This is a genomic window from Psychromonas sp. (genome assembly GCF_047632955.1).
Taxonomy (GTDB): Bacteria; Pseudomonadota; Gammaproteobacteria; order Enterobacterales; family Psychromonadaceae; genus Psychromonas.
Map to the genome: position 1 here is coordinate 1 of NZ_JBLIED010000002.1, position 26,356 is coordinate 26,356.

19 protein-coding genes are annotated in these 26,356 nt (G+C 41.5%); 12 read left to right on the forward strand and 7 right to left on the reverse strand.

Features of this window, described 5'->3' with window-relative positions; genetic code table 11:
* Positions 1 to 686 precede the first annotated feature (686 nt).
* Positions 687 to 1,517 carry a MalM family protein gene (locus tag ACJAZP_RS01785; RefSeq protein ID WP_415229019.1) on the reverse strand — a complete coding sequence of 277 codons (831 nt, stop codon included), beginning with the start codon at positions 1,515 to 1,517 and terminating at the stop codon, positions 687 to 689.
* A gap of 83 nt (positions 1,518 to 1,600) precedes the next feature.
* A complete protein-coding gene (locus ACJAZP_RS01790; protein ID WP_415229020.1) occupies positions 1,601 to 2,923 on the reverse strand; it encodes a carbohydrate porin in 1,323 nt (440 codons plus the stop codon).
* A gap of 1,387 nt (positions 2,924 to 4,310) precedes the next feature.
* Here ACJAZP_RS01790 and ACJAZP_RS01795 point away from each other — a divergent pair.
* From ACJAZP_RS01795 to ACJAZP_RS01840, 10 genes are all read left to right on the forward strand, one after another.
* Positions 4,311 to 5,444, forward strand: coding sequence for a sugar ABC transporter substrate-binding protein (locus tag ACJAZP_RS01795; protein ID WP_415229021.1), 1,134 nt, complete (start codon positions 4,311 to 4,313; stop codon positions 5,442 to 5,444).
* Positions 5,445 to 5,595: 151 nt separating this feature from the next.
* On the forward strand, positions 5,596 to 6,894 hold the full coding sequence (locus ACJAZP_RS01800) for an ABC transporter permease subunit (protein WP_415229022.1): 1,299 nt from the start codon (positions 5,596 to 5,598) through the stop codon (positions 6,892 to 6,894).
* Entirely contained in the window at positions 6,894 to 7,808 is a 915-nt protein-coding gene (locus tag ACJAZP_RS01805) for a sugar ABC transporter permease (protein WP_415229023.1), read from the forward strand. Before ACJAZP_RS01800 ends, ACJAZP_RS01805 begins: the two co-directional genes overlap by 1 nt.
* Complete coding sequence (locus tag ACJAZP_RS01810; protein WP_415229024.1) at positions 7,808 to 8,935, forward strand: ABC transporter ATP-binding protein; 1,128 nt, start codon at positions 7,808 to 7,810, stop codon at positions 8,933 to 8,935. The genes ACJAZP_RS01805 and ACJAZP_RS01810 overlap by 1 nt, the downstream gene beginning before the upstream one ends.
* 134 nt (positions 8,936 to 9,069) lie before the next feature.
* Entirely contained in the window at positions 9,070 to 9,693 is a 624-nt protein-coding gene (locus ACJAZP_RS01815) for a hypothetical protein (RefSeq protein WP_415229025.1), read from the forward strand.
* A gap of 102 nt (positions 9,694 to 9,795) precedes the next feature.
* Positions 9,796 to 11,799 carry an amylo-alpha-1,6-glucosidase gene (locus ACJAZP_RS01820; protein WP_415229026.1) on the forward strand — a complete coding sequence of 668 codons (2,004 nt, stop codon included), beginning with the start codon at positions 9,796 to 9,798 and terminating at the stop codon, positions 11,797 to 11,799.
* A gap of 114 nt (positions 11,800 to 11,913) precedes the next feature.
* On the forward strand, positions 11,914 to 13,755 hold the full coding sequence (locus tag ACJAZP_RS01825) for a glycoside hydrolase family 13 protein (RefSeq protein ID WP_415229027.1): 1,842 nt from the start codon (positions 11,914 to 11,916) through the stop codon (positions 13,753 to 13,755).
* A 128-nt stretch (positions 13,756 to 13,883) separates the two neighbouring features.
* A complete protein-coding gene (locus ACJAZP_RS01830; protein ID WP_415229028.1) occupies positions 13,884 to 16,004 on the forward strand; it encodes an alpha-amylase family glycosyl hydrolase in 2,121 nt (706 codons plus the stop codon).
* Between the two features lie 272 nt (positions 16,005 to 16,276).
* Positions 16,277 to 16,612: a hypothetical protein gene (locus tag ACJAZP_RS01835; protein WP_415229029.1), complete on the forward strand. Its 336-nt coding sequence runs from the start codon at positions 16,277 to 16,279 to the stop codon at positions 16,610 to 16,612.
* A 421-nt stretch (positions 16,613 to 17,033) separates the two neighbouring features.
* Positions 17,034 to 17,579, forward strand: a complete 546-nt coding sequence (locus ACJAZP_RS01840) for a hypothetical protein (protein WP_415229030.1) — start codon at positions 17,034 to 17,036, stop codon at positions 17,577 to 17,579.
* A gap of 186 nt (positions 17,580 to 17,765) precedes the next feature.
* On the opposite strand, the gene yegD is transcribed toward ACJAZP_RS01840, so the two are convergent.
* A complete protein-coding gene (yegD, locus tag ACJAZP_RS01845; RefSeq protein WP_415229031.1) occupies positions 17,766 to 19,079 on the reverse strand; it encodes a molecular chaperone in 1,314 nt (437 codons plus the stop codon).
* A 494-nt stretch (positions 19,080 to 19,573) separates the two neighbouring features.
* On the opposite strand from yegD, the gene poxB reads away from it, so the two are divergent.
* Positions 19,574 to 21,298 (forward strand): ubiquinone-dependent pyruvate dehydrogenase, encoded by a 1,725-nt coding sequence (poxB, locus tag ACJAZP_RS01850; RefSeq protein ID WP_415229032.1) that lies wholly within the window; start codon positions 19,574 to 19,576, stop codon positions 21,296 to 21,298.
* A 177-nt stretch (positions 21,299 to 21,475) separates the two neighbouring features.
* Here the strand turns inward: poxB and ACJAZP_RS01855 are convergent, their stop codons facing one another.
* The 4 genes from ACJAZP_RS01855 to ACJAZP_RS01870 form a co-directional block, all read right to left on the reverse strand.
* Entirely contained in the window at positions 21,476 to 22,477 is a 1,002-nt protein-coding gene (locus tag ACJAZP_RS01855) for an LLM class flavin-dependent oxidoreductase (RefSeq protein ID WP_415229033.1), read from the reverse strand.
* A 492-nt stretch (positions 22,478 to 22,969) separates the two neighbouring features.
* Entirely contained in the window at positions 22,970 to 23,434 is a 465-nt protein-coding gene (locus ACJAZP_RS01860) for a heme-degrading domain-containing protein (RefSeq protein WP_415229034.1), read from the reverse strand.
* Entirely contained in the window at positions 23,431 to 24,483 is a 1,053-nt protein-coding gene (locus ACJAZP_RS01865) for an oxidoreductase (RefSeq protein ID WP_415229035.1), read from the reverse strand. Before ACJAZP_RS01865 ends, ACJAZP_RS01860 begins: the two co-directional genes overlap by 4 nt.
* A complete protein-coding gene (locus tag ACJAZP_RS01870; protein WP_415229036.1) occupies positions 24,476 to 25,255 on the reverse strand; it encodes a DeoR/GlpR family DNA-binding transcription regulator in 780 nt (259 codons plus the stop codon). Before ACJAZP_RS01870 ends, ACJAZP_RS01865 begins: the two co-directional genes overlap by 8 nt.
* A 698-nt stretch (positions 25,256 to 25,953) precedes the next feature.
* Between ACJAZP_RS01870 and ACJAZP_RS01875 the strand changes: the two genes are divergently transcribed.
* Entirely contained in the window at positions 25,954 to 26,157 is a 204-nt protein-coding gene (locus tag ACJAZP_RS01875; RefSeq protein WP_415229037.1) for a hypothetical protein, read from the forward strand.
* Positions 26,158 to 26,356: the final 199 nt, after the last annotated feature.

Sequence of the window (26,356 nt, forward strand, 5' to 3'; positions counted from 1 at the left end):
CCCGCCAAATCGCCCATACCGTCATGATTGGCATCCATAAAACTACGAGGGTAGATCTGATAAACGACGGCATCATGCCACCATTTTTTATCTGATCTCGCTACTGTGCCAGCCTCGCTCTTCTGCGCCTTCATTATCATTGCTATTGTCCTTGAAAATAACCCTGTCTATTGATCTTTAATAGGCACTATCATAAGCAGCATATGACATAGACTGAAATGCTATTTTATCGGTGTTTTCATAGAAAAAATGCATATCACTCGGGAAAAGCGTGATCTTTGGCAGAGTTTACCGCCCATCATTTGCCTCAAGCTTATTAAATAAATGTGATGTAAACGACAAAAAGTATCTTCATTGGACTGATAAACGTGACTCAAGCGCTAACTTATTCCAATGATCCGTTCTCAAAACAGACTTCCCGTCCCTATTGCTATCGGTGAAATCCATACTGAGCGCTGCAGAAGATCATTTCAGCACCACTAACACAGCGGTTTGATTCTTTGATTTAGTTAACAACTTAGCGCTGATGTAACAGAGGGGTCACTGTGGTTTTATGCTGCGGAGCAGTTACCGGTTCCAGGACACGACGCAACCGATTCCCTCTGGCAAGGGCTTTTAATCCGTTAATTTCAATGCGATAGGAAAGCCCTTAAATTAAACACTTAAGAGCTTTTTAAGGCTGCATTTTATTTTGTATTTATTTTTTCTAATGCATTAATAAAGACACTTTCGGGGTTTATTATTCCTAATGCTTTGGCTTCTTCTATTAAGCTTAATGCTTTACTAATATCATTGGCGTTTACGGCCTGTGTGATGGCATTTTGATAGAACTGTTGCGTTTCTGGTTGGGCTGATTTTATTGCGGGTTGGATTTGTTTTACTGCTGTTTTATAGGCCTGTAATGAAAGTGTTTTTACGGATAGACTTAATTTTCCAAAACGTTGATAGCTATAAGTTGGATCGGTCACCATTGGCATGGGTTCACCTAATTCTTCAGCTCTGATTCGAGCAGGATGTTTTACTTTTATCGATTGACCTAAATAAGCGTCAGAAGCATAAATGATGAAATAAGGTGTTTTAGAAGCATCAAGGTCAAAACTCAATTGAAATTGCGTTTGAGTGAATGCATCGGATGTTTTAATATCAAATTGATCGAAGCTTGCCGTACTGACAATATTAAATTTGTCATCAAGCGCAATCAATTTAGGTGCTACAACTGAATTATTGAGCATTAAACTGGCAAGGCGCAATTGTACTTTTTGTGAACGTTCAGATAATTTAAAAGCATTAAAGTAACTGTTACCATCGGAGAAACGGCCAATAGGTGAACTTGCATCTAATTGGAAATCGAGCTCTTCTGTCGTACCGAGTTGTATCCATGGAAATTGAGAAAAATCATCGCAGCAAACTTCAGATGACGCTAGGGGTTCTATTGGTTTTGTTATGCGGTTCGTTGAAGAACACGCAGTTAAAGAAAGGCTTACGAATAAGCCGATTAATAATTTTTTACTGTCCATAGTGATTCTCCGGTAGTAAATCAAGAAACGCAAAAAGGCAACCGCATTGGCTGCCTTTAACTTTAGTGAAATTAACAGCGTAATTAGAACCAGATTTCAGTGTGTACACCGACTATTGTTTCAGAGCTGCCATCATTAATGCCTAGTTGAGCAGCACTCGCGTCATCATCTGCAGTAATGTAGCTCACATAGGGTTTGATTTGCGGGCGACCAAAGTAGTCTGCATTCACCGTAAAGGCTGCCGCTATTTCAAGGTTAATAATGTCACTTTTTAGATCGTCACCTGAACGTCCCCAGTAACCGTCATCACCTTCCTCATGACCATAAGATGCTGTTCCTTCAAGACGCAGATTATCGTTTACTTTATATGACGGACGAACAGCGGCAAGGTAACGTTTTAGGCCTGGTGCTCCAAATAATTCGTCTAATGCAGCAAAGTAAGTTAATTCAGACCCCATCTGCCAGTTTTCAGAGATATTAAGTACACCGTAAGAAGTTAAGAAAATAGATTCTTCATTGTCACCACCCCCAGACCATGAGCCAAAGTTAACACCGCGGTTTTTAGCAATGCCCTGACCGTAGGCAATAGCGGTTTGAGTCCAACCATCTAAGCCGTAGTAGCTCGAATTTAGTGTTACTGCTGCACCAAATCCGGTGTCGTCATCAGTGTTAGCCTGACTCATATATTTGGCGTCAAAATCTAAACTGCCGATACCCGCGTCAACGCCGTAGTAGTATAAATCATAAGAAGTTAGTGTCTGACGACCATCGTAATCGTCTTCCGTATTTACATCAGGATCAGCTGTTACAATCGCAACTCCTGCTGTATGTCCGGCAATTTTAGATTGAATACCGGCACCTACACCTGATGATTGTTTCCAGAATTCACCGGAAAGAAGACCCGCCGCCCGGTTTAAATAGCGTTGACCAGCCCAAATTGAGGTATCTTTGCCTAAATAAGAAAGTCCCCCCATTTCAACATAGCCTTCTTTTACCTCAAACTGAGCTTTGCTATTATCTTTTTGGCTGCCGGAAGACGAGTAAGCAAAAGAGTTACCGTTACCATATTCACTTCTTACGACAAAATTTGACCACACACCATTCGCGTGTTCGGTGTGTTTTTTAATGACAAACTCAATCTGATTGGTACTTTGCCCGTGTGTCCCCGCCGTTTTGTAATCAGGCTTACCAAATTCAGTGTCGACGGATGCACCACCAACAGAGCGGAAGTTCATAGAGCCGTAACCATGTACTTCCCAACCATCTTTTAAGACATCAGTTCCTTTGACTTTTTCTACAGGTGCCGCTTCATCACCGGAAAGCGTATCTGTTTCTGCAAGTGCACCGCCAGAAAATAGAGCAGTAGAAACAGCAACAGCAAGTAAATTATATTTATTCATTTTCATATTAAATCCCTTTTAAAACGTTATTTTTATTTTAAATACTGACCTAACTAAGACTGCGAAGTAAGCATTTGTTGATATGCAGGTTCTTAAGCCCAATAACCAGTAATGCAAGTCTTACTCATGGGCTTCGCTCCAAATTGATACAAACCATCTTTAATATCTCTTTCGAATGAAGTGTTATAAAACGGTAAAATTACGCTGCTAGAAACCAGCCATAACAACCTTTGTATTAAGCTTATCGAGAGTATTTTCCAAATGACTGCGCTTGAAAATAATCTCACTGGACTTAATTCACGACTATCATAGGCCGCACGAGACATGGGCTGAAATGCAATTGATCAGCAATATCCATAGAAAAAATGCATTTCACATAGGTAAAGTGTGATCTGCAATAGCGATTTTTACAGATTCCCCGTATTGAGCAGGCCAATCGAATTAAAAATATCGTGATGCAGATCTCTTGAGTTTCCCTCTGACTAAATTTCAAGCAATCTAAAACGATAAAAAAGAAACCAACTCTTCTCTGATTTTTTAAAAAAAGTTCAAAATCTGCGTATAAAAAAATGGGGGAGATGGGTCATAGGATTTTTTTAGACGCAAAGTAAATGCATAAAAGTAATACATCAATGACAGTAACTATTTGTTATAATTACATAAAACACTAGAACTATGTTGAACAACGTTAGCTAGCCAGGAAGTGGTGAATAACAAAATATTTTGGTTCAGATTAATAACAAAGGCGGCCTCTGTTTAAACCAGTAGAAAATTAATAGATTTAGTAAGCAGGTGACAGGTTATGGTGTTGCCATTGACAACAAATACCGCAAACGTTCTCAGGTTAAATCTAAGTTTCTACAAGCGGTGTTTTTTATTTTATGAAATTTAGCCGTTTTACCCTGAACATTCTGGGTGTAAGCTTGCAATCCTCCTCTTAAATGGCAGAAATTATCGTATCTAATCAGGTTTCAAATGGCCAAAATACTCAATAGATTCAATATATCCCCTGGCTAAAATTAAGGTTTGTGGTAGCGGATATCTGTTGGTTTCTAAAAGGTGCGCCTTCAGTCCTAATGTGTGCGATATTTTTATCCATTAACATCACGTTTTTTAACCCGCTTACAGTAAGGGAGAGCCGGAAATACCCGCTCCAGATCACGCTTTCTGCGCATGAAATACATTTTTTCTATGAGCATTGCGGATAAATTGCATTTCAGTCTATGCCCTGCTGGGCCTATGATAGCGGTGAATTAAGTTCAGTCAGTTTATTTTTAAGCACAGTCATTATGAAAATATACACAATCAACTTAAGGAAGATGGTGATATGGCTGTTGTACGCCATGGTAATTTTACCATTTCAAAAAACTTCATCCCGATCAGGAGAGATCAAATGATTAAGAAAGTAACTCTTGCCGTATCAGCAGCACTATTTTTGGCAAACAATGCAATGGCCGCAGACAATATTGTAATCGGCGTAGAAAAAAACTATGTGCCGTATTTCAATGAATTGGCAACAAAATTCAATCAAGGTAAGGATTTTAAAGTTGAAGTGACAGCGGCGAAAATGTTTGACTTGCTGGAAGCATTACCAACGCAAAAAGGCAACGTTGCAGATCTATTTATGGTACCTAATGACCGTCTTGGTGATTTGGCAAATCAGCGTTTAATTGAACCAACTAATTTCGAAATCAAAGGATACACAAAGACATCAACCAAATCAGCAAATTACGACGGTAAAACTTATATGTTACCGATGTCTACTGACACTACGTTATTTCTTTATAACAAAGATATGCTTAAAACGCCGCCAAAAACCTTAAAAGAGCTTGCACCTTCAGACTGGGCTGCAAAATTTACCGACTTTTATTTTACCGGCGGCCTTTTTATGGCTAACGGCGGTTACATCTTTAAAGATAACAACCCTCAAAACATTGGCTTAGATAATGCGGGTTCAATTAAAGCGGGTTTCGCAGCGCAAGCCCTGTATAACAGCGGCGTTAGTCACTGGACACTGATGCAGGATGACACCGTTGCTTATGACATCATGATGAAAAACTTTACTGAAGGCAAAATCAGTGCGGTTATCAATGGTCCATGGGCAATCGCTGATATTGAAAAAGCGGGTATCAATGTGGGTGCTGCGCCAATTCCAAGTTGGGATGGCAGTCATCCATACCAAGCATTGACGGGCACAAAAGGGATCGCTATCAATGGTTACAGTGACAATAAAGACGGTGCGCGTGCCTTCCTTAAATTTGCAGCGACGCCTGAGTATGCTAATAAATGGTATGAGATGACCCGTGAAATTTCGCCTAACCTTGCCGTTCATTATGAAGAAGGCTCTATTCATAAAGCTATTTTTGATGCCACTAACGCCGGCATGCCTATGCCGAACATCCCTCAGTTTGGCAAAGTATGGGGTCCAATGAAGATAGCCCTCGCTCAGATAGCACAAGGCCAGAATGTGAAAGGTGCGTTAGACGCTGCCGTTGAAACTATCGCAATTGATATTGAAGATATGTAGTTTGAATTAAGAGTGGTAATGACTGCTCTTAATCTTTTTATATAAATTACACTGTGTCCAAGAAATTTGGGCATAGTGTAGTGACGTGCAGTGAATTTAAAATCCCTAATTAAACAGCAATTTATGCTAATTTATTAAAAGTAGGTTACAAATGAGTCAACGTTTTATTTTCTGGCTTTCTATGGTGATACCAGGCGGTGGGCATATGTTGCTACGCCGTGTACGAGAAACCTTGTTTGGCTTCTCGCTACTCGCTTTAGAGATACTAGTTTACATCCAATTTATACTTCCCAATTTCCGCTTATTAGCCGTCGAACAAGCGAGTGGAAAAATCACCATTGGTGCCGAGCGTTTTGTTGATGACTCCTTTCTTATCATGGTGGGCTCAACTCTGGGTGGAATAATGCTATTAGTTTTTATAGCACTTCACTATGGTTTTGCACGTGACGCCAAGGATGTAAAACGTCAAATAGACGTTAATGGTTATGCGATTACCTTTACGGAAAAGGTACGTGGTCTGTCTCATGAAATCGTGCCAAACATTATTACCGCACCCAAATTTATTTTGTTATTCGTATTTTCTTTCTTACCTGCCATCGTTTCGATTATTGTTGCATTTACAAACTACAAGCGACCAATACTGCCCCCTGCTTTTTTACTGGAGTGGAAAGGATTAACAAACTTTGAACGCCTCTTTACTAATGAGCGAACAGCGGCAGCATTTCAAGAGACGCTAGTCTGGACCTTGACATGGACTTTCTGTGCCTCTGCCCTGACCATTATTTTAGGCACAGTGCTTGCTGTTGTCGCAAATAATAAACTCATCAAGGGGAAAAAGTTTTTCCGCACAGTGTACATTTTACCCTGGGCGGTACCTGCTTTTTTAACCATTCTGGTATTCCAACTATTTTTCTCAAAAGTGGGTGGCATGAATACCATGGTTATCCCTTTTTTCACGGGCAACGAATATGATGTATCAACGGCCATAGGGTTTTTCCTTGATGCCGATTATGCCAAGATAACCATCATTCTAATCCAGGCATGGCTCGGTTTCCCCTATGTGTTTATTTTAGTCACAGGTGTATTACAAACGATACCCGATGACCTCTATGAAGCAAGCAGCATTGATGGAGGCAATGCCTGGAGTAACTTTTTCGATATTACCCTGCCGTTGATTCTAATCAGTGTCGCCCCGGTATTTATAACCCAATTTACCTTTAACTTTAATAACGTCACCATTGTTTATATGTTAGGTGAAGCAACGGTGCAAACAATAGGCTCTCTCTATAAACCACTCGACACCATCTCTTCACTTGGTTTCCGTTTGATGATGGATGCAAAATATAACGAAGCCGCTGTTTATACATTGATAGCCAGCACGGTAGTCGGTGCGGTAGTGCTTTATTCGTGGCTTAAAGCCGGGGCGTTTAAAAATGAGGAGGTCATGTGATGGAAAATACAATCAGTCTGCATCGTAAGGTAAAAACAAAAAAGCTACAGCGAAACTTTTTGGTTAGAAATATGGGGCTTATTGCGAGTTATACTTTTCTTATTGTGATGGCGGTCGTGATTATTTATCCGATCTTACTGACCATAATGAGCGCCTTAAATGTCAGTAATTCACTCTATTCAACGTCATTCTTTCCGCAGAATTTTAGTTTTACAGAGAATTTTACCCATTTATTTAATAAAACAGCTTATTTGAGCTGGTATAGCAATACCTTCCTGCTGTCGATCGTCACCATGGTACTTTCAACGGTAATTGTGGTGATCTCGGGCTTTGTTTATTCCCGGTATCGTTATAAGTCGCGTAAAAGTGCCTTAATGTCATTATTACTGATTCAAATTGTTCCGTCAGGAAGTGGTTTGATCGCACTTTATGCAATGGCAAGCTCTATCGGAATATACAGCTCCGACAATGCAACGTTATACACTTACATCTATATGACCCTTATCTATACCGCATTGGGTACCACAATGAATACCCTGTTAATGAAGGGCTATTATGATTCGATCCCGCGTGATTTAGATGAATCAGCGAAGATTGACGGTGCAACTCAATTACAGATTTTTACAGAAATACTGCTTCCTCTTGTGAAACCGATGATTGTGGTGATTGCAATCTTCTGTTTCTTAGGTCCTATCGGCGACATCATCATGCCGAAATTCCTTATCTCAAGTATGAGTAGTGATGCAAAAACCCTTGCAGTTGGTTTAATGGGGTTGATTAATGATATTAAAGATTCAAATTATAACGTTTTTGCAGCGGGCGCAGTTTTAGCAGCAATCCCGCCTGTTTTAGTTTTCTATAAATTTCAAAATTATATTGTTGGCGGTTTAACGTCAGGTGGAGTAAAAGGATAATGAGCAAGATTTCATTAAGAAATATCAATAAAAAATACCCTAATTCAGAGACTTACTCCGTGAGTAATTTCAATCTTGATATTGAAGAAGGTGAATTTATCGTACTGGTTGGGCCCTCCGGCTGCGGCAAGTCAACCACCCTGCGCATGATTGCAGGATTAGAAGATATTACCGAGGGTGAATTTATTCTTGATGGTGAAGTGGTTAACAATGTCAGTTCAAAGGATCGTGATATTGCGATGGTTTTTCAAAGTTATGCGCTTTATCCGCACATGTCGGTGCGTGAAAATGTAGGTTATGGTTTAAAACTCCGTAACTACCCTGCCGAGACAACTAAAAAACAGGTTGATGAGATATCTAAAGATCTTTTTCTCACTCAGTACCTTGAACGTAAGCCTAAAGAGCTTTCTGGTGGCCAGCGCCAACGTGTTGCATTAGGTCGTGCAATGGTGCGTACACCTAATTTGTATCTGATGGATGAACCACTGAGTAATCTGGATGCAAAATTACGCACTACAACGCGTAGCGAAATATCGCGTATGCACCGTGCTAAAGGCGCTATCACCGTTTATGTAACCCATGATCAGGTTGAGGCAATGACCATGGCGGATCGCATCGTCTTAATGTCGATGGGTGAGGTTCAGCAAATTGGTACACCCAAAGAGTTGTTTACTAATCCTAAAAACTGTTTTGTCGCAACCTTTATGGGTATGCCGTCAATGAACCTTATTGAAGGCATGTATAAAGCCGGGAAATTTAGCTGCCACTCATTCACCATCGCGGTAAGTGATAGTGATCGAACGATCCTCGATGATGCGGGATATGATGGTAAATCAATTTTTCTAGGTGCGCGTTCCAGTGCCATTCGCTCGGGTCTAAAACATGAGCAGGCATTTCCAGACTCTTGTTTTGAGACAACCGCGATCAACGTCGAGTATCTGGGTGACAGCGTCAATATATTCTTTGATGCCGCACCGATGAACCTCTTCGTGGGTACATTGGGGACGGGTGAACGCGAAGTGAGTATTGATGAAAAAATTACCTTGGTAATTAATAATACTAAGCTGCACTTTTTTGATTCTGAAACAGAAGAATCAATTAAATTCAATGTGCAGGCAGCGAATTAAGTTCAATGCATTGCCTTAGGTGATTGGGGTAAAAGCGTTACGCCCCAATCCTCACTCTTTCGAAGAGAGCCTTTCAAAGATAAGCAATAACGCTAAAAGTTAGCCGGTATTTTTCAGCACAAGGAATAACAAGTTTGATTTTTCGCGGACAACTGCAACGTATTCACGACTACATGTTTCATATCGCCGTGGCTGTGATCATCTTTATCATCGGGTTTGTTATTGTCTATGGCAATCTTCCCAAGCCACAATTTGAACACGCCACTTTTATTAGTAAACAACAGTCATTCAAAAAATGTGTTAATAATGATGCTCTTTTTATGACAGCGGATGCTTTTGAGAAACACTACCTGCAACTGCCATTGGCAGACATATCAGCGCAATATAAAACACTGCGTGAGCAGGTGCCAACTAACTGTGGGTCATTTCATGTTGAAAGCAGTTATGAGCAACTTCAGGCGATGGCACTGCCGGTGTTAGCAAAAGCGCAAGCTTTTTATCATAGCGAAGACGTTAAAGTGGTCAATGCTGTTTATACCCCCTCTTCGGTTTACAGCGCGTTGCTGGGTAAACCTCAACCCTACCTGTTTTTTATCTCCGATAAAGATCAAAATCATATTGTTGCCATTAAGGTCTCCCCCTTAAAAGAAGGTTTTCTCATTAAACCGTTATGGGGATATGAAGAAAGTCAAAACCTTGCTTATACACAGGGTGAAGTCCAAAAGTTATTACTCGTTTATAACGAAATTAAACGTTAAAAATAGCGAACACCTGCCCTCTTTTATACCTCTTAATGATTGCTGTATTAACAGCAATCATCGGAACCGGGTGGACGGCATTTAACATCGAATAAGGTTTATATGAAAATATCTCTTTCTAAAGCAAATTTCCGCGACATCAGTCGCCTTGAAGAATCTAACTATCTCTTAACTAATGGGCTCGGTGGCTACTCCTCATTGACCCTTGCCGGCTCCTGCAGCCGACATGATCATGCTCTTTTTATGGGCAGTATTGCGGCGCCAAATAACCGTTTTTGTTTCGTTCGTCATTTAGATGATCGTATTACTTTACCGGCAGGTGAATGTCACCCGCTCTCCTCACAAGTAAATGAAAATCCTTATGACACGGTCGATGCAACACTGCTGTTTGATAATTTCAGCCAAACCTATCTGCCACAATTCACCTATCGAATACAGGGCATTGAGATAACTAAAACCATAGTGATGACGCAACAGGTGAATCGCCTTGGTGTGGAATATAGAATATTCAATCCCTTAAAACAGTCGTTCTCCCTTAATGTCACCCCCAAATACCACTTTTGCGCTAAAGATGAAAACCTTGCAAAAGAGCAGGCGTTTATCCACCAGCCTGGCTTAATTAGTAGTAACGGGCAATCTCTCGCCTATCGGCATAATGGCAGTGATTGTGCACTTGAAGCACCTCGTTATGAGTCCGGATTGTACTTCTCCTATGATGCACGAGATGAACGTTCCGCGAGCGACGCTCAAATGGCGCTGCACACCATGACCTTTGCGGGTCAGCATGCCAAAGAGCATTTTTATATTATCTTTGAAGTCGATGAGCCGCGCGCAAAGCAGTTACCCTCACTGAGCATTGAATCACCTACCATTGAATCAATGATCAATGAAGAGGTGCAGCGCCAGCAGCAGTATATCGCTCAAGCAGGTCTTAAAAGCCCCTTTGCAAAGCAGCTGGTTCGCGCCAGCGAGCAGTTTGTGGTCACTCGCGACTCTACCGAGTCTAAATCGATTATCGCAGGTTATCCCTTTTTTGCAGACTGGGGACGCGACACTATGATCGCCCTTTGGGGCTGTAACTTAGCAACCAAGCAGTTTGCAGATGCCAAGCAGATCTTCCGTACTTTTATCCGTTATGAACGCCGCGGTATTCTCCCTAATCTCTTTCCGGAAGCAGGTACTGCGCCGCTTTATAATACCATTGATGCAGCGCTTCTATTTGTTGTCAGCCTCTATGAATATTACCAGGCGAGTGGCGATCTCGATTTCATTCGCGATCACGCTTACGAGTGCATGGTCAGCATCTATCAACACTATCGCAACGGCACTGATTTTGAGATTAAGATGTTAGAAAATGGCCTAATCAGCGGCGGCAGTGGTTTTGATCAGTTGACCTGGATGGATGTCCGTTTTGGTAACATTCTTCCCACTCCAAGACACGGTTGTGCGGTAGAAATTAATGCGCTTTGGTATAACACCCTCTCTATTTTGCATTACTTTAATCAGGCGCTCGGCAAGTCTATGCCTGAGTTACCCGCGCTCGCATCGATCGTTAAAAGCAGTTTTAACGATCTCTTCTATAACCAGGCGGGTTATCTGAATGACTGGATTAAAGGGGATCACGTTAATCAGCAAATTCGCCCCAATCAGGCATATGCCGTTGGCCTTCCTTTCCCAATTTTAAATCCCGAGAGAGCAAAATCGGTGATCCTGAATATCTATCAGCATCTTTATACACCTCTGGGTTTACGCTCCCTCGCAATCAGTGATCCTGATTTTAAAACTGTCCATACGGGCGCGCATTTTGATCGTGATATGGCCTACCACCAGGGGACGGTTTGGGGCTTTATGATTGGCCAATTTCTAATGGGTATTTTACGTCAATTTCCAAAAGATAAGACACTCACCCATATTGTGAAACAGTTTATTACCCATCACCAGGATGCACTTTATGAAGGCTGTATTGGACAATTGGCTGAAATATATGATGGTTACACACCAAACCAGTCGCGTGGCTGTTTTGCTCAGGCATGGAGTGTCAGTGAGGTGTTACGCGTGGTGAAGTATTACCAAGAAAATCATTATGAAGAAAAGCATCACCAATAGTATTCGCCGACAAAAAATTTAAAGCGCTATGCAAAGTACTATTCAAAGTACTATTCAAAGTACTATTCAAAGTACTATTCAAAGCACTATTCAAAGCATCAAAAGGTATTATTTATGATTACAAAAGCTGCGATCTATCACAGATCCCATTCCAGTTACTCTTATGCATATGATAAAGAAACGCTTCATCTGCGGATTCGCTCTGCTAAAGGAGAGGTGGATAATATCACTCTGCGCGTTGGTGATCCCTACGATTGGGCGACCGGTGGTGGCGGTGGTAATCTGAATGCGGAAAACGCCAGCGGTTGGGTAGGTGGTGAAAATATTCTGATGGAAAAAGAGTGTGAAACAGAGCTATTTGATTATTGGTTCTGTGCCGTGCGCCCGCAATACTATCGCGCCCGTTATGCCTTTCTTCTTGAAAGTTGCGATAAGCAACTGTTACTGGCAGGTGAAAAGCAGATCATTGCCATCACTAACCGCGAAAATGATCCTGCGCTCTCGCAGTTATCTAATTTTTACTGCTTTCCATACATTAATCCAACCGATGTGTTTAATGCGCCATCCTGGGTTAAAGAGACTATCTGGTATCAAATATTTCCGGAGCGTTTTGCCAACGGCAATCCTGCAATATCTCCTGAAAATGTACTGCCCTGGGGATCCCAAGATCCCAAATCCAACAGTTTTTTTGGCGGGGACATTCAAGGTGTGATTGACCACCTTGATTATATTCAGGATCTCGGCATTACGGGAATCTATTTCACCCCTATTACTCAAGGTAAAACTAATCATAAATATGACACCACTGACTATCTGAAAATAGACTCTGCTTTTGGGGATGAAGAAACAGTAAAAACATTGATTGAAGAAGCCCACAAACGCGGCATAAAAGTAATGTTTGATGCTGTCTTTAATCATATTGGTGCAAGCTCAATACAGTGGCAGGATGTGCTCAAACACGGCGCAGATTCAAGCTATGCAGATTGGTTTTATATTGAGCAGTTCCCGCTTATAGATGAGTCAAAACGACAGAGCCATAGCAAAGACATGCTTAACTACCGCGCTTTTGCTTTTGCGGAAAACATGCCCAAACTTAACACTGAAAATCCTGAAGTAATAGAATATCTGCTTGCGGCGGGACGCTATTGGGTGCGTAATTTTGATATCGACGCCTGGCGTTTAGATGTTGCCAATGAAGTAGATCAACGTTTCTGGCGACGTTTCCGTGACGAACTGAAAGCGATTAAACCCGAACTCTATATTTTGGGTGAGGTTTGGCACGACTCAATGAACTGGCTCGGGGGGGATCAGTTTGATGCGGTGATGAACTATCCCCTCACCGATGCAATCTTAGGCTTTTTCGCCAGTGATACTCTAAATGCAAATCAGTTTAAATCGGCGGTGAATGAGCTCAATGTAAACTACCCCATTAATGTCAACGAGGTCTCTTTTTTACTCTTAGACAGTCATGATACTCCGCGGATCATCGACAAATGCGGTGCGAACAAAGACAAAGCAAAATTGGCGTACCTCTTCCAATTCACTCAAACAGGCTCTCCCTGTCTTTATTATGGTGGTGAAATTGGTTTAGATGGCGGCGCCGATCCACTCAATCGCAAATGTATGATTTGGGATGAAAATAAACATGATCTTAATATGAAACAGCACATTATGCAGATTATTAAGTTACGCAAAACCTATCCGGCACTGCGTCATCATAAAATGACCTGGTTAGTGATTGATGAGGCCCAAAACAGTCTGATCTATCAAAAAAAGAGTCAAGGGGAGCAAGTATTTATCGCCATGAATAACAGTGATAAAGCCTCTGAACTGCAACTTCCCGGTGCACTTTACGGACAAGCTGTAACCGATATTTATAACGAAAAATCCTGTCAATTAACAGCAACCTTAAAACTGCCTGCATTTGGGTTTGCGGTTTATAAAATTAATGCTTAAAGCGACTTTTAATCGATAGATCCCGTCCTGTTTGCCTGATTATATTCGGCGCAACAGGCTGTATTTTACTTAGATAGTTGTGCTTAAAGCCCGGCCGAAATTTACTCAATCATAATAAGGAATAGGTTATGAAACACTCATTTTCAAAAATAACGCTGGCGCTGACGCTCGCCTTAAATTTGGCTGCATGTGGTACAGGAATAGGACTCACACAAACGCCAAATACACTGTCTGCTTCCGATGAGAATATTGTTATTGAAGTGAAGCAGGCAAGTAGCGATAAAGATCAACGTCTGGCCTGTTATCAGGGAAATGCAGCTGTTTCTAAACGTTGTGGACTTGTCACCTATCAGATAATGGTTGAGTCTTTTGTCGATGGAGATACCACTGTCGGGCAGGGTACGGGCTATGGAACAAGTCATCATCAGGGCGATCTGCAAGGTATTATTGACTCTATTGATTACATCAAAGACCTGGGAGCTAATGCTATTTGGCTTACCCCTATTTTTGAATCAACGCCGATTGCAGGTCAAAATAAGTGGATAGATCGTTTGGATGCAACCGGCTATTTTACCAGTGACTATTTCAAAATAGACCCTCACTTTGGTGACCTGGCTACGGCGAAAAAGTTAGTCAAAAAAGCCCATGCGAAAGGACTTTACGTATTTTTTGATGGCGTGTTTGGTCATCATAAAAGTAATGTGGCTGCGTCACCCAATGGTCTGACTCCGACTAATGGTAACGATCAAGGGGGTGTTGGTTTTGAGTCTAGTTACCCGCAAGATCTGTCATTTTATAAAGAAGTGGTGAGTTACTGGATTAATGAATTAAAAATCGATGGCTGGCGTTTAGATCAAGCCTATCAAGTTCCCGTTGCGCAGTGGGCCGCGTTGCGTAAAACCGTTGAGAAAACCTCTAAAAACGTAACCTATAAAAATGCCGCGGGCGAGATGGTCAATCCATTGGGTTATATGGTGGCTGAAATTTGGAAGGGAGAGAATGAAATTGCCGCAAGCGGTTATGGCACTGACAATAATCCAGCACTGCATTCGGCATTTGATTTCCCGATGCGCTATAAAGTATTACAAACCTTTGCAGTGGACGAAAATGGAGCAGGAAAACGCGGCGCGGAGACTCTAAATGAAGGCTTTAATAGCCATCTTGCTTATCCCGACCATGCGATGCCTAATCTGATGTTGGGTAACCATGATTTAGTGCGTTTTGGTGATCTGCTGCAACGAGGTGGAATCAGTGAACCTGACGATGACCAGTACTGGGCAATACATAAAGCCGCCTTTAGTTTTATGGGCGCTTATTCCGGTCCTGTTACCCTTTATTATGGTGATGAAATTGGAGATGAAGTTCCTGATTTTGCTGAGAAAGTCAATAATTCGTGTGCTGAACTTGGTTTGTGTGACGATCATGTTGCCCGCAGTAGTGCTAAAATTGAAGGCGTTTCTGTTAGCCAGTTAAGCCCTAAGCAAGCCGAATTAAAAGCCTATGTCGCAAGTATAATGAAAATACGTCACAGCAATCCGGCACTTTACAATGGTGCACGTACCCATATTTTCTCTGATCATAACCTTTATATTGACCGTAAAGATACAGCGAATAATCACGTACTTTATCTGTTAAACGTTAAAGATAAGCGGGTTAAAGTTGCACTTAGTGGCGCAGCAATTGGCAGTGACGGGATACTTTCAGATCTGCAAAGCGGAAAAGCATATGCGCAGGAAGGTGCTGTTTATAACTTTACCTTGAAACCTTTTGAGGCCAAATTTCTCAATATTGCATCACCTGCAGAAGGAGGCCCGAAAACATCCGCTGCCAGCACTATTACCGGCGAAGGGTTTATGGCCGCTTGTGATAATCCCAACGACAGTACTCTAGCCCCCATTGGCAAGGATATGTATATTCGCGGTAGTTACGCGGGCGGTAATGGTTTCAGTGCAACCCCGGCCTCACATAAGTTTAGTTACAAAGGTCAAAATACTTATCAGGTGACCGTTAATGAAGCACAGGTGACAGCCTATACCTTTAAATTTGCCTCTGCTGACTGGTCAATTGAGATGGCCGTTGATGAGAGTGCTGCTGTACAACTTGGCCAAGAGCAAAGTGCTGCCGTTGCCGCCGGACCGGGGACAGAATCTTCAATTGCAATTTCGCAGCCGGGCAATTATGTATTTAGCTTTAATGTGAACAGTGACGGTTCGGCAAACAAGATGATGGTCAGTAAATGTGTTGAATAATTCTGCATATAAACACCGATATTGACAGAGGAAAATAGTAAATTTTATCATTTTTCCACCGGGTCATTTGCTGAGTGATTGTCAATGTGCCAAGCGGATATTGGCGGCTATCAATTGCTTAAAAAATTTTAATTTTTGTAACACTATGATTTTTTTTTGAATTTTGAAATTGGTGTTAAAAAGCAAAAATATGACAGTGTCTTTTCTCCTGTAGAGCGTGTATAAACACGGCAGTCTTTATTATCAGCTTTAAAATTATTAAAAGGTCTATTATGAATAAATTTATCCCTGTTACGCTAGCCGCAATTTCTGTGTTTGTCAGTGGTTGTTCAAACACCACAAGTTATCCGACAATACCGCAAAACAGTGTTTTAGTCAGTGAAGTTGTTAACGTCTGTGGCGCTATTGTCGGTGGCCAGGCAGAACAGCGTATCAATCAGGAATGGGCTAAATACCCAAGCGCAGAAGCCAGCCGCCCGATGATAGAATCAGTTGCCGCTGTATTACTGAATAATCCTGAATCGACTGCGCAACAAAGAACCACTCAATATGCGCAATATATAAGCTGCGCCACTGGCTTGCTAATATCAAACAGCACAATGCAATAGATATTGTTTGTGCTGTTTTTGATTAAAAATAGTCGAGCGTGCTAATAACTGTTATTAGCACGCTCGACTCCTCGCATTGTACTATTTTCATCTTCATCCCAGAAATTAAAATAATACGAAATTTTTTTGTAATCTCCCGCGCGCGACCAATTTCATAAAATAAGCCAGCGACACAGTCATCCTTATTTCGGTTGTTTTGTAGTGACAACCGAGTCGAACATCTATGCTTGATGAGATAAAAGCCCTGATCAAATTGATATTTTTTTGGCAAAAAATCTCACCCTTTCTATACTCAATAGAGCACTCTAGGCCATGCAGCATTTCCTGCTGAACCCAAACTTCCAGGCCAAAGATGCGAAAAATGAGATGCGTGAAAAAACGTGCGCATAAGAGCTAAAAGATTCGCATAGAGGGATATAACATGAACAACAAAATGATCAGTATCGCAATACTTGCAGCAGGCATGAGCGGCATAGGCGCTGTTCAGGCAGAACCCAGCTGGGGACCTGCAGCAGGAGAGCGCGAGTTCACGCTTTCCGGAACCGGCAGCAGTGATAAGGATTTTGACAACTCCAGTTTTGGTATATCCGCCGATCTGGGTTGGTTCACCTCCGATAAGTCCGTCTGGGGTGTACGCCAGAGTCTGAACTTCGCCGATATCCAGGGTGAAGACCTGTCCAACGATTTCTGGAACGGCAGCACACGCGGCTACTACGACTACCATTTCTTTGATAATAGTCACTGGCGCCCGTTCCTAGGTGCAAGCCTTGGGGTTATCTACGGTGACGGCGTGAAAGACAGCGGTTTTGCCGGCGGCGAGTTTGGTGTTAAGTACTACGTACTGGAAAAAACATTTATTATGGCGCGCGCCGAATATCAGTTCTTCTTCACTGACAGTGGTTCCGCATCGGATAACTGGCAAGACGGTGCCTTTTCCTACGTATTCGGCATGGGTTATAACTTCTAGGTCGTAACACAACAACTCTGCTTAAACGCGGCTCCTCTCTTTATTTGTAGGTGGAGCCGCTCTTTTCCCCCAACTAGCTAGCACTTATGATGACATGCACAATATTTACCATGTCATCATGCTTCGACCGATAAAAACATTAAATCCACCCACCCTTTAATCTCAGACCAAGCAAGAGTTGAAAGTTTAAGCAAACAGACGTTTAGCTTTTAATAACGCGCCCAATACAACGGAGCTAAAGGCATCGGCGACCGTTATTTTCACCTCCGGATAACGCCCTTTAATTGCTTCTTGTACCAATGGTGATAACCCCATACCGCCGGTTAAATAGATGATTTCAGGTTGCTGCTGGGCCTCATCAACGGCATTGTCAATCATCACAAACATCTTTTCTAACCAGTTTGTCATGGTCTGCGCAACCTGCTCGCGTTTGACTTCCAACTGTAATGATTTTTCTATAAAAGTTAACGACAGTTTTGTTTGTTGCTGGTCACTTAAATTGATCTTTGTAAGTTCAATGGCATGCATTAATTGATGAGTAAGCCTTTGCTTTTGTACTTGCTGTAAACGCATAAGCGGTACAGGATCTTTACTTTCCACAATATATTCAGTGATCGATTTAGCACGCGCAGGAGAATAAAAATCCCCCATCTCCGGCATATTATCGATCGCATAAACGCCAAAAAACAACATGTTTGGAATTGAACGGCCCGCTGCGGTGCGCTCTCCTCGACCAAACAGCGGTGAAACAATGCTACTTGCTAAATCTTTGTCACTGACAATACCCCCTTGGCGGATCCCCTTGGTGGCATAAATATCAGCATCTCGCTCCAGTTGATTGGCTTTCTCTTCACTTAATAAACAAAAAGTAACATCGGAGGTACCCCCTCCTAAATCGACTATCATCGCTTTTGTTGGTTTTTTAATTTGTTGTTCAAAGTGATAAGCGGCAGCAAGGGGCTCATGAATAAAGTCAACCTGCGCAAAACCCGCTTTGGTTGCTGCGCGTAACATCAGCGCTTCAGCTTGTTGGTTGCCTAACTCCCCCATGGTCGAGTGGTAGTTAACCGGGCGCGCAATAACTGCTTTATTGATAGTGGTATTTAACTGTTTTTCAGCACACTGCTTAAGATAAGAGAGAAAGCGAATAACTAAAATTTCAAAGTTATCCAATAACCGTTTTGGAATTTTAGCGCCCAGAAAATTCTTTGGGCTATTAACATAGCGACCTTCGTCCGGTGATAATAAAAAAGCGTTAAAACCTTCTTCACCAAACAAAATTTCACCCGAATTTAACATCTCATTTAAGGTTTGTTCATTGGTTTTTGCATTATTGCTCACGGCGCCCGATTCATTGTGGGTCAAATAGATTGCAGATCGGATTTTAAACGGGGTCTCACTATGTTGATCTACAACAATCAGTGTTGGTTTATTATTAAGCCAAGCGGCTACGGCACAATTGCTTGTACCAAAATCAATACCAATAAAATCAGCTGTCATTATGTTCCTTGACAAAGAAAAGGCAGGACATCCATACCTTTTAATCATTAAATTAAAACCGATATAGTACCTTGAACAAGGATAAATTAATATTGAACATAACAAAAAACGTGCCAAAATTTCTTAGCCACGGTAGATAGCCTGCTTGATGGTTAACGACTCCTCTTTTTTTTAAGAAAATCTGCACTTTTTTGCTTGTTCGCCTTCTTATCATCCGCAAAAGAATATTTCAGCATGCGCTGTTTGTAGAAAAAAGCGCATGCCGCAATACCCCGATAAACAATCATTGATCAGATTTTATATTCCTAAAGATTATAAAAAGGTTTTTTTTATGAATAATTGTTGTAAAAAAAAGGATAAGTTGATCTTGCGCAAGTTTTACGCGAAGAGGAAGATAATAAAACGAGATATAAATCACACTTTTAGCTGTTAAATGATTTTAATCCATCACAAAGTTTCATTTAACAGCCACAACGACAGTGGAGTATAAGTATATGAGCAATACTATCGCGCAATTTATAGCGGCAACACTCAATCAGGCCGGGATAAAACGAATTTGGGGAGTAACGGGTGATTCGTTAAATGGTTTAAGTGAAAGTCTGAGTCATTATGACAATATCGAATGGCTTGGTACCCGTCATGAAGAAGTTGCCGCCTTTGCTGCCGGAGCAGAGTCGCACGTTTCCGGTGAACTTTCTGTTTGCGCCGGATCATCGGGCCCCGGTAACTTACACCTCATTAATGGATTATTTGATTGCCAACGTAACCGAGTGCCAGTCCTTGCGATTGCGGCTCATATCCCCTCAGCTGAAGTTGGCAGCAATTATTTCCAAGAGACTCACCCCCAGGAACTATTTAAAGAATGTAGTGTTTTCTGCGAGTTGGTTTCAAATCCGCAACAAATGCCGTATTTACTTGAAACGGCGATGCGCCAGGCTATTTTACATAAAGGCGTTGCGGTATTAGTATTGCCCGGTGATGTTGCGCTTTCGCAAATGCCCGATGGTATCAAACCTAAATGGAACATACCCAAACCGGCATTCTATACTCCCGCATCAGCCGATTTAAATGAGCTTGCCGAACGATTAAATAAAAGCCATAAAGTCACCATGTTGTGTGGCGCGGGAACGAAAGGCGCACATCAGGAAGTTGTGGCACTTGCGTCTAAACTGCAAGCGCCTATTGTGCACGCGCTGCGCGGTAAAGAATATTTGGAATATGATAACCCCTATGATGTTGGAATGACCGGCCTGATTGGGTTTTCTTCTGGTTATCATGCGATGAAACAAGCCGATACCGTACTGATAATTGGCACAAGTTTTCCTTATCGGGCCTTTTATCCGCAGAACGCGGTATTGCTGCAAATCGATAATGACCCGGCGGCATTAGGTCGCCACACCCAAATTGATTTTGGTGTGTTAGGTGATACTCAAAGTACGTTGCAAGGTTTGCTGCCGTTAATTAATGATGACCGTTCCGGTAAGCATTTGCAGCAATGTGTGAAAAATTATCAAGGTGCGCGCAAAGATCTTGATCAGCTCGCCGATGGCAAAACCTCACATAATTTAATTCACCCGCAGTATCTGGCCAGATTAATCAGCGAACAAGCAAACGACGATGCTGTTTTTACCTGTGATGTTGGCACGCCAACGGTTTGGGCGGCGCGTTACCTGAAAATGAATGGCCAACGCCGTTTGATAGGTTCGTTTAATCACGGCTCTATGGCCAATGCGATGGCACAAGCGATGGGAGCTCAAGCACTGGATCGTTCTCGTCAGGTGATTGCAATGTGTGGTGATGGCGGTTTCTCAATGTTAATGGGGGATTTGTTGTCACTTAAACAGCACAATCTGCCGGTAAAAATCATCGTATTTAATAATCGTTCTCTTGGTTTTGTGGCGATGGAAATGAAGGCAAGCGGTAATCTTTGCGATGATACTGATTTAGAAAACCCAAGTTTTGCTGCAATTGCAGAAGCCTGTGGTATCAAGGGTATTCACGTTGATAAACCGGCAGATTTATCCGCGGCACTCACCGAGACATTGAATCACCCCGGTGCTGTAGTACTTGAGGTAGATACGGCAAAGCAAGAGTTAGCAATGCCACCACAAATAAAGTTTGAACAAGCCAAAGGTTTTAGCCTGTACATGATGAAAGCTATCATTAACGGCCGTGGTGATGAGATCGTCGAATTAAGTAAAACTAATTGGCTGCGTTAAACCAGCTTAAGTGAATGACCCAATATTCGCTCCTTATGCTTTTTGGCAAAGGGGAGAATATTGGTAGTGAGAGCAATGCCATCAGCAAGCGGTTCAATTAACCTTGACTGTACGCGAAAGCTCGCAGTTGGCATTCCATAAATCTAATCAAGTGAAGGTTTTAATTGTTTTTGAGGATTAAAATTCCTTCATCACTTCTGAAAAAATCCGATAGGATTTAACCCTGTCCTGGTGATCATAGATATGAGATGCCACCATTAATTCATTGACCCCGGTTTTTTGAAGAAAATCTGCGGTTTTTTGCTTCACTGTTTCCTTACTGCCCACAAAAGAATATTTGAGCATACGCTGAAAAGCGGGGTCTTCAGATAAATCCCGCAATTCGCGGGTCATATTGATAGGCGCCTGAAGATAGTCAATATTTCCGGTCAAAACACCAAACATCATTCGAATCATAGACGTGGATATTGTTTCTGCTTGCTGATCACTGTCTGCTGCGATCACATTGATGCAGGCAATGGTATAGGGTTCCTGTAAGAATTCTGAAGGCTTAAAATTACTGCGATAAATATTCAAGGCTTCAAATAATTGTGCCGGCGCAAAATGACTTGCAAAAACATAGGGCAGCCCTTTTTTAGCCGCGAGGTGGGCACTGTCTGTGCTGGAGCCTAATATATAAAGTGGCACATTGATCCCCTCGGCAACGCTGGCCCTTACTTTTCCGCCGCTATTTTCAGAGGAAAAATACTTTTGAATCTCGCTTATTTCTTCGGGAAATTTATGGACCGCCTGCATTCTATCAGAACGAATAGCCTGCGCCGTTATCGGATCTGTTCCCGGCGCCCTGCCCAAACCTAAATCAATTCGATTTGGGTAAATAGAGGCTAAGGTGCCAAATTGTTCGGAGACAATTAAGGGTGAATGATTGGGAAGCATAATTCCGCCGGAGCCCACCCTTATTGTTTTAGTACCACCAGCAATATATCCAATGAGGACTGACGTTGCAGAGCTGGCAATACTGAGCATATTATGGTGCTCTGCCAGCCAAAAACGTTTGTAACCAAAACCTTCTGCTTTTTGAGCAAGATCAAGGCTCTTTTTAAAGGTTTCTTGAGGAGTGGAATGACTGCAGACAGTGGCTAATTCCAATATGGAAAATGTGAAATTCTTAGTGTTCATATTTAAAATTTACTCCTTTTATTAAGATGTTATTCCTGTTGTTCGAAGGGAAATATGATTTACTCCGGTTCCGTTTTAGCAGTCATCGCAGTGCGGGTAATAAAAGCGTTTTAGCTGTGCCAAACGCGACCGAATAGTGAGAAATCGGAGGAATGAGTCAATTTGATCTTCTTCTGATTGTGATGCTTGTTTCGACTGATTTCGTGAATAGAGCATAGCGAGGAGAAATAGCTTCTTACCCTGCAAAAGAAAGGTTTTTTTCAAACTAATAACTGCTCGAATAAAGTACTATCCTCTTATTATATTGCACAAGCAAGGGGAGACGGGAGCGTTTTGTAACTCGCATTTAGCCCCAATATAAGCAAGTTAATTTGTTAAAGCGAAAAGGTACATTGCTTGATGACAAGATGAGAGATCAGAAAAAAGAAGCAGGCCATATGTTAATACTCCCGTTTTTCTGCATCTCGGTCACCATAATAAATCAGGATTTGCCTATTTAATTAAATCAGCGAGTGCATCAGTGACCATTTGATGATCTTCTTTTTGTGGAAGGCCGGAAACTGTCACCACACCAACCAAACCACAGTTTTTTATCCTGATAGGAAATGCACCACCGTGCGCACAATAGTCCTCGGCATTGATATGCACCTGCTGTTCAAACTCTCTATTTTTAGCTCTATTGTATTGGCCAATATAATAGGTACTGTGACCAAAGCGTAAAACAGTCTGCCGCTTTCGCTTTATCCAGTGCTGATTATCAAGCTCTGTGCCGGGCATCGCATAGCTGAATAAAGTCTGGTTAAAGGCATACACTTCAATGGCGACAACGGCATTTTTATCTTCAGCTAGTTTCTTTAATTTACAGCCTAACTGCCAGGCAGTTTGATTATTAAATAGCTCAAACTGCAGATCTAATTCCTGATTTAATAAATCAGGCAATAAATTCTCAGTACTCATGATTCAACCTTTATTGTTTTCCCTAAACGACTGCTTTGCATGGCCAATTCAATAAGTCGAATATTCCACAATGCATCTTGCGCAGATACAGGAAGCTGAGCACCGTTATTAATGGCATCGGCCAGTTGCGAGTAAAAATGTTGGTAACCGCCACACTCTGTTGGCAATACTTGTGATGACTCTGCAAAGTATAACTGACCGTACTGCGCTTCGTTTTCCTTACCCCAGTCCGAAGTATTAGGCTGCACACCCGCTTTTAATCTCTCTTCCTGCGGATCCAGTCCTAATTTTCGGTAATTAGCTTGATCCCCTTGAATATTAAAACGTAAATTGGGTCCTGCAGAAAACAATGATGCACTTAATAGCGCCAGTTTATCCGGGTAATGCAGGGTTAAATTAAAATAATCAATATTAGTCGATCCTTCGCGCATTATTTTACACTGCGCAGTCAGCGCTTCTGGTAATCCGAAGAGTTGTAAGGCCTGGTCAATTAAATGCGGTCCTAAATCGAACAGTATGCCGCCGCCCTCTTCTGATTGTTCACGCCAGCGTTGCCTAACTACTGGCCTGAAACGGTCAAAGTGAGATTCAAAATGTTTGATATCACCAAGTTTATTTTCTGCAATTAATTTTTTTACGGTCAGAAAATCACCATCCCAACGGCGGTTGTGGTAGACACTTAATAGCAGACCTTTTTCTTCTGCTAAACGGATCAAAGTTTGACCATCCGCTATTTTAGTCACAAAGGGTTTTTCTAACAGCACATGTTTATTATTTTCCAATGCCAATTTAGCAAGTGAAAAATGCACATCATTAGGCGCTGTAATAATCACTAACTGCGCATCACTATTTTGCAGCATCTCTTCTGCCGTAAAATAATGCTCTGCATCAGGCCAGTCCTGCTTGACTGTATCAGCTTGACTGCTGCTGATTGCCGAAAGGTCAAACTCGAGGAGCGCATCGATAAAAGGAAGATGAAAGGTTTTTGCAGAAAAACCATAACCGACCACAGCCGTTTTAATAACACCCGTATTTATATTATTACTCATTGTTATCTCCTTTATTCATCTCATTGACCACCAGCAGTTCTATTCCCTGTTTTTTAATTGCAGTTAATAAACTTTGCGCCGGCAACTTATCCGTGATGATGATATCTACTTTATCTAAACCACAAATATGGTGGAAATTCTGCTGTTCAAATTTGCTGCTGTCGCAAACTAAGATAAGCTGTTGTGCCTGCTGGATCATCGCTTTTTTGATATTCGCTTCTTCTTCACTCGACGTTGACAAACCAGATTCAGAGAGCGCGCAGACACCTAAAAACACCTTATTAACTTGATACTCTGATAATTGTTCAACTGCCTTGGAACCTAAAATAGATCTGTGATAGTGATTTAACGTTCCACCTAACAGCTGTACATTAATGCTTTCCTGATCGGCGAGTATTGTCAAACAATCAATAGAATTAGTCACCACCGTTGCCGGACAAGTTAAATGTGCTGCCATAGCCGTTAAACTTGTTCCGCTATCGACAATAATAAAATCATGTTCATTAACTAAATGTGCGGCCGCTTTACCAATCGCCTTTTTAATGGCGCTCATGTGTTCACGTTGCAGGTAAGGTAAAACGCTCTGCTGTACGGGAACTAATATTGCGCCACCTCTAATACGTTGCACATCCGCTAGGCCGACAAGTTTGATTAAATCGCGTCTGGCAGAGTCTCGAGATATTCCAAAATGTTGACATATCTGCTCTGTGGTTAATTTTTTAGACTTTAACAGTAGTGCATGTTGGGCTAGTAAGCGCTCTTCTTGAGTCATTACAATCTCTTTTTTATGCCTTGATAAGGCGCAAGATATCATACTCAAGTGCATTATTGTAAGTTTATGCTCTATTTAACTTTAACTTAACTTACAAAAACTTATTATTTATTGTGAATAAATTTTTTATTTAAGGAGATATTATGTTTATTGCAGCCGTGCCAAAAGTTGCTTTAGGGTTATGAAAAATTGCCAACGAAGATTGTGCACAAACGGTATATGATGCCATTACCGCGGGTTATCTACATCTAGATAGTGCTTGTGATTACGACAATGGAAAAGCTTATTGATCAAAAATTAGTAAAAGAAATTGGTGTTTGTAATTATAATTCGGCGCTTGTACAAAATTACAGCCGCGCTTTCCCTAAATGATCACGACTCACAAATAATCAAATCTTGTGATATATTTTCCGCTACACCTAAAGAAAACAGTATTTTATACAACCCCAGAGATTTTTAAACGGGTTAACGTGTCTTAAACCAGCAGGCAAATTTAAACCCACTGCGAGGAGTTGAGGATGATTACTTATTTTTACTGAGCTGTTGTTATCGGGATAATGGTTGGATTGGGCTTTCTATTGGGTAAGAAAAAGAAATAGAAATCTGCCATGATGACATGTTCCATTATATTTTTTATTGGTTTGCTGGCTTACTATTTTCATTTCCAGCAAGTTTTTGTAAAACGTTATGGGGGTGTGATGTCAATTACTGTACCGAATGGTCAGCAGCATATTCTCGCAACCTGGAAAGACGATAATTTGTGGTTCGAAAACTACGATCCACAAACCAATACCTGCCATTTTAACGAATATTCCAAGGGCAACTTATTACAGGGAAAAGTGACGCTTAAAAATTGTTCTCCCATCGCTTTACAGCAAAGTGTGCAGTCAGGTACTCATTAATCAGCAAAATGAAAGACTTGATAATCATGACCTGTGATATTAAAGAACGCTTCGCTTCAATTATCCCGAGCTGAGGTTAAGTAATATAACTTAACCTCGTCGATTTTATTTTAATCAGTAAAATTGAGCGAATATTTAGTGCCGTTGGTCTCAAGCTCTACTTAATGGAGTAGAGCTTATTTGTAGTATGCATTTTAAG

Coding starts and splice junctions, on each gene's coding strand:
- ACJAZP_RS01785 (WP_415229019.1), bottom strand. CDS start 1,517: ATGGACAGTAAAAAATTATTAATCGGCTTATTCGTAAGCCTTTCTTTA.
- ACJAZP_RS01790 (WP_415229020.1), bottom strand. CDS start 2,923: ATGAAAATGAATAAATATAATTTACTTGCTGTTGCTGTTTCTACTGCT.
- ACJAZP_RS01795 (WP_415229021.1), top strand. CDS start 4,311: ATGATTAAGAAAGTAACTCTTGCCGTATCAGCAGCACTATTTTTGGCA.
- ACJAZP_RS01800 (WP_415229022.1), top strand. CDS start 5,596: ATGAGTCAACGTTTTATTTTCTGGCTTTCTATGGTGATACCAGGCGGT.
- ACJAZP_RS01805 (WP_415229023.1), top strand. CDS start 6,894: ATGGAAAATACAATCAGTCTGCATCGTAAGGTAAAAACAAAAAAGCTA.
- ACJAZP_RS01810 (WP_415229024.1), top strand. CDS start 7,808: ATGAGCAAGATTTCATTAAGAAATATCAATAAAAAATACCCTAATTCA.
- ACJAZP_RS01820 (WP_415229026.1), top strand. CDS start 9,796: ATGAAAATATCTCTTTCTAAAGCAAATTTCCGCGACATCAGTCGCCTT.
- ACJAZP_RS01825 (WP_415229027.1), top strand. CDS start 11,914: ATGATTACAAAAGCTGCGATCTATCACAGATCCCATTCCAGTTACTCT.
- ACJAZP_RS01830 (WP_415229028.1), top strand. CDS start 13,884: ATGAAACACTCATTTTCAAAAATAACGCTGGCGCTGACGCTCGCCTTA.
- ACJAZP_RS01835 (WP_415229029.1), top strand. CDS start 16,277: ATGAATAAATTTATCCCTGTTACGCTAGCCGCAATTTCTGTGTTTGTC.
- ACJAZP_RS01840 (WP_415229030.1), top strand. CDS start 17,034: ATGAACAACAAAATGATCAGTATCGCAATACTTGCAGCAGGCATGAGC.
- yegD (WP_415229031.1), bottom strand. CDS start 19,079: ATGACAGCTGATTTTATTGGTATTGATTTTGGTACAAGCAATTGTGCC.
- poxB (WP_415229032.1), top strand. CDS start 19,574: ATGAGCAATACTATCGCGCAATTTATAGCGGCAACACTCAATCAGGCC.
- ACJAZP_RS01855 (WP_415229033.1), bottom strand. CDS start 22,477: ATGAACACTAAGAATTTCACATTTTCCATATTGGAATTAGCCACTGTC.
- ACJAZP_RS01860 (WP_415229034.1), bottom strand. CDS start 23,434: ATGAGTACTGAGAATTTATTGCCTGATTTATTAAATCAGGAATTAGAT.
- ACJAZP_RS01865 (WP_415229035.1), bottom strand. CDS start 24,483: ATGAGTAATAATATAAATACGGGTGTTATTAAAACGGCTGTGGTCGGT.
- ACJAZP_RS01870 (WP_415229036.1), bottom strand. CDS start 25,255: ATGACTCAAGAAGAGCGCTTACTAGCCCAACATGCACTACTGTTAAAG.
- ACJAZP_RS01875 (WP_415229037.1), top strand. CDS start 25,954: ATGTCAATTACTGTACCGAATGGTCAGCAGCATATTCTCGCAACCTGG.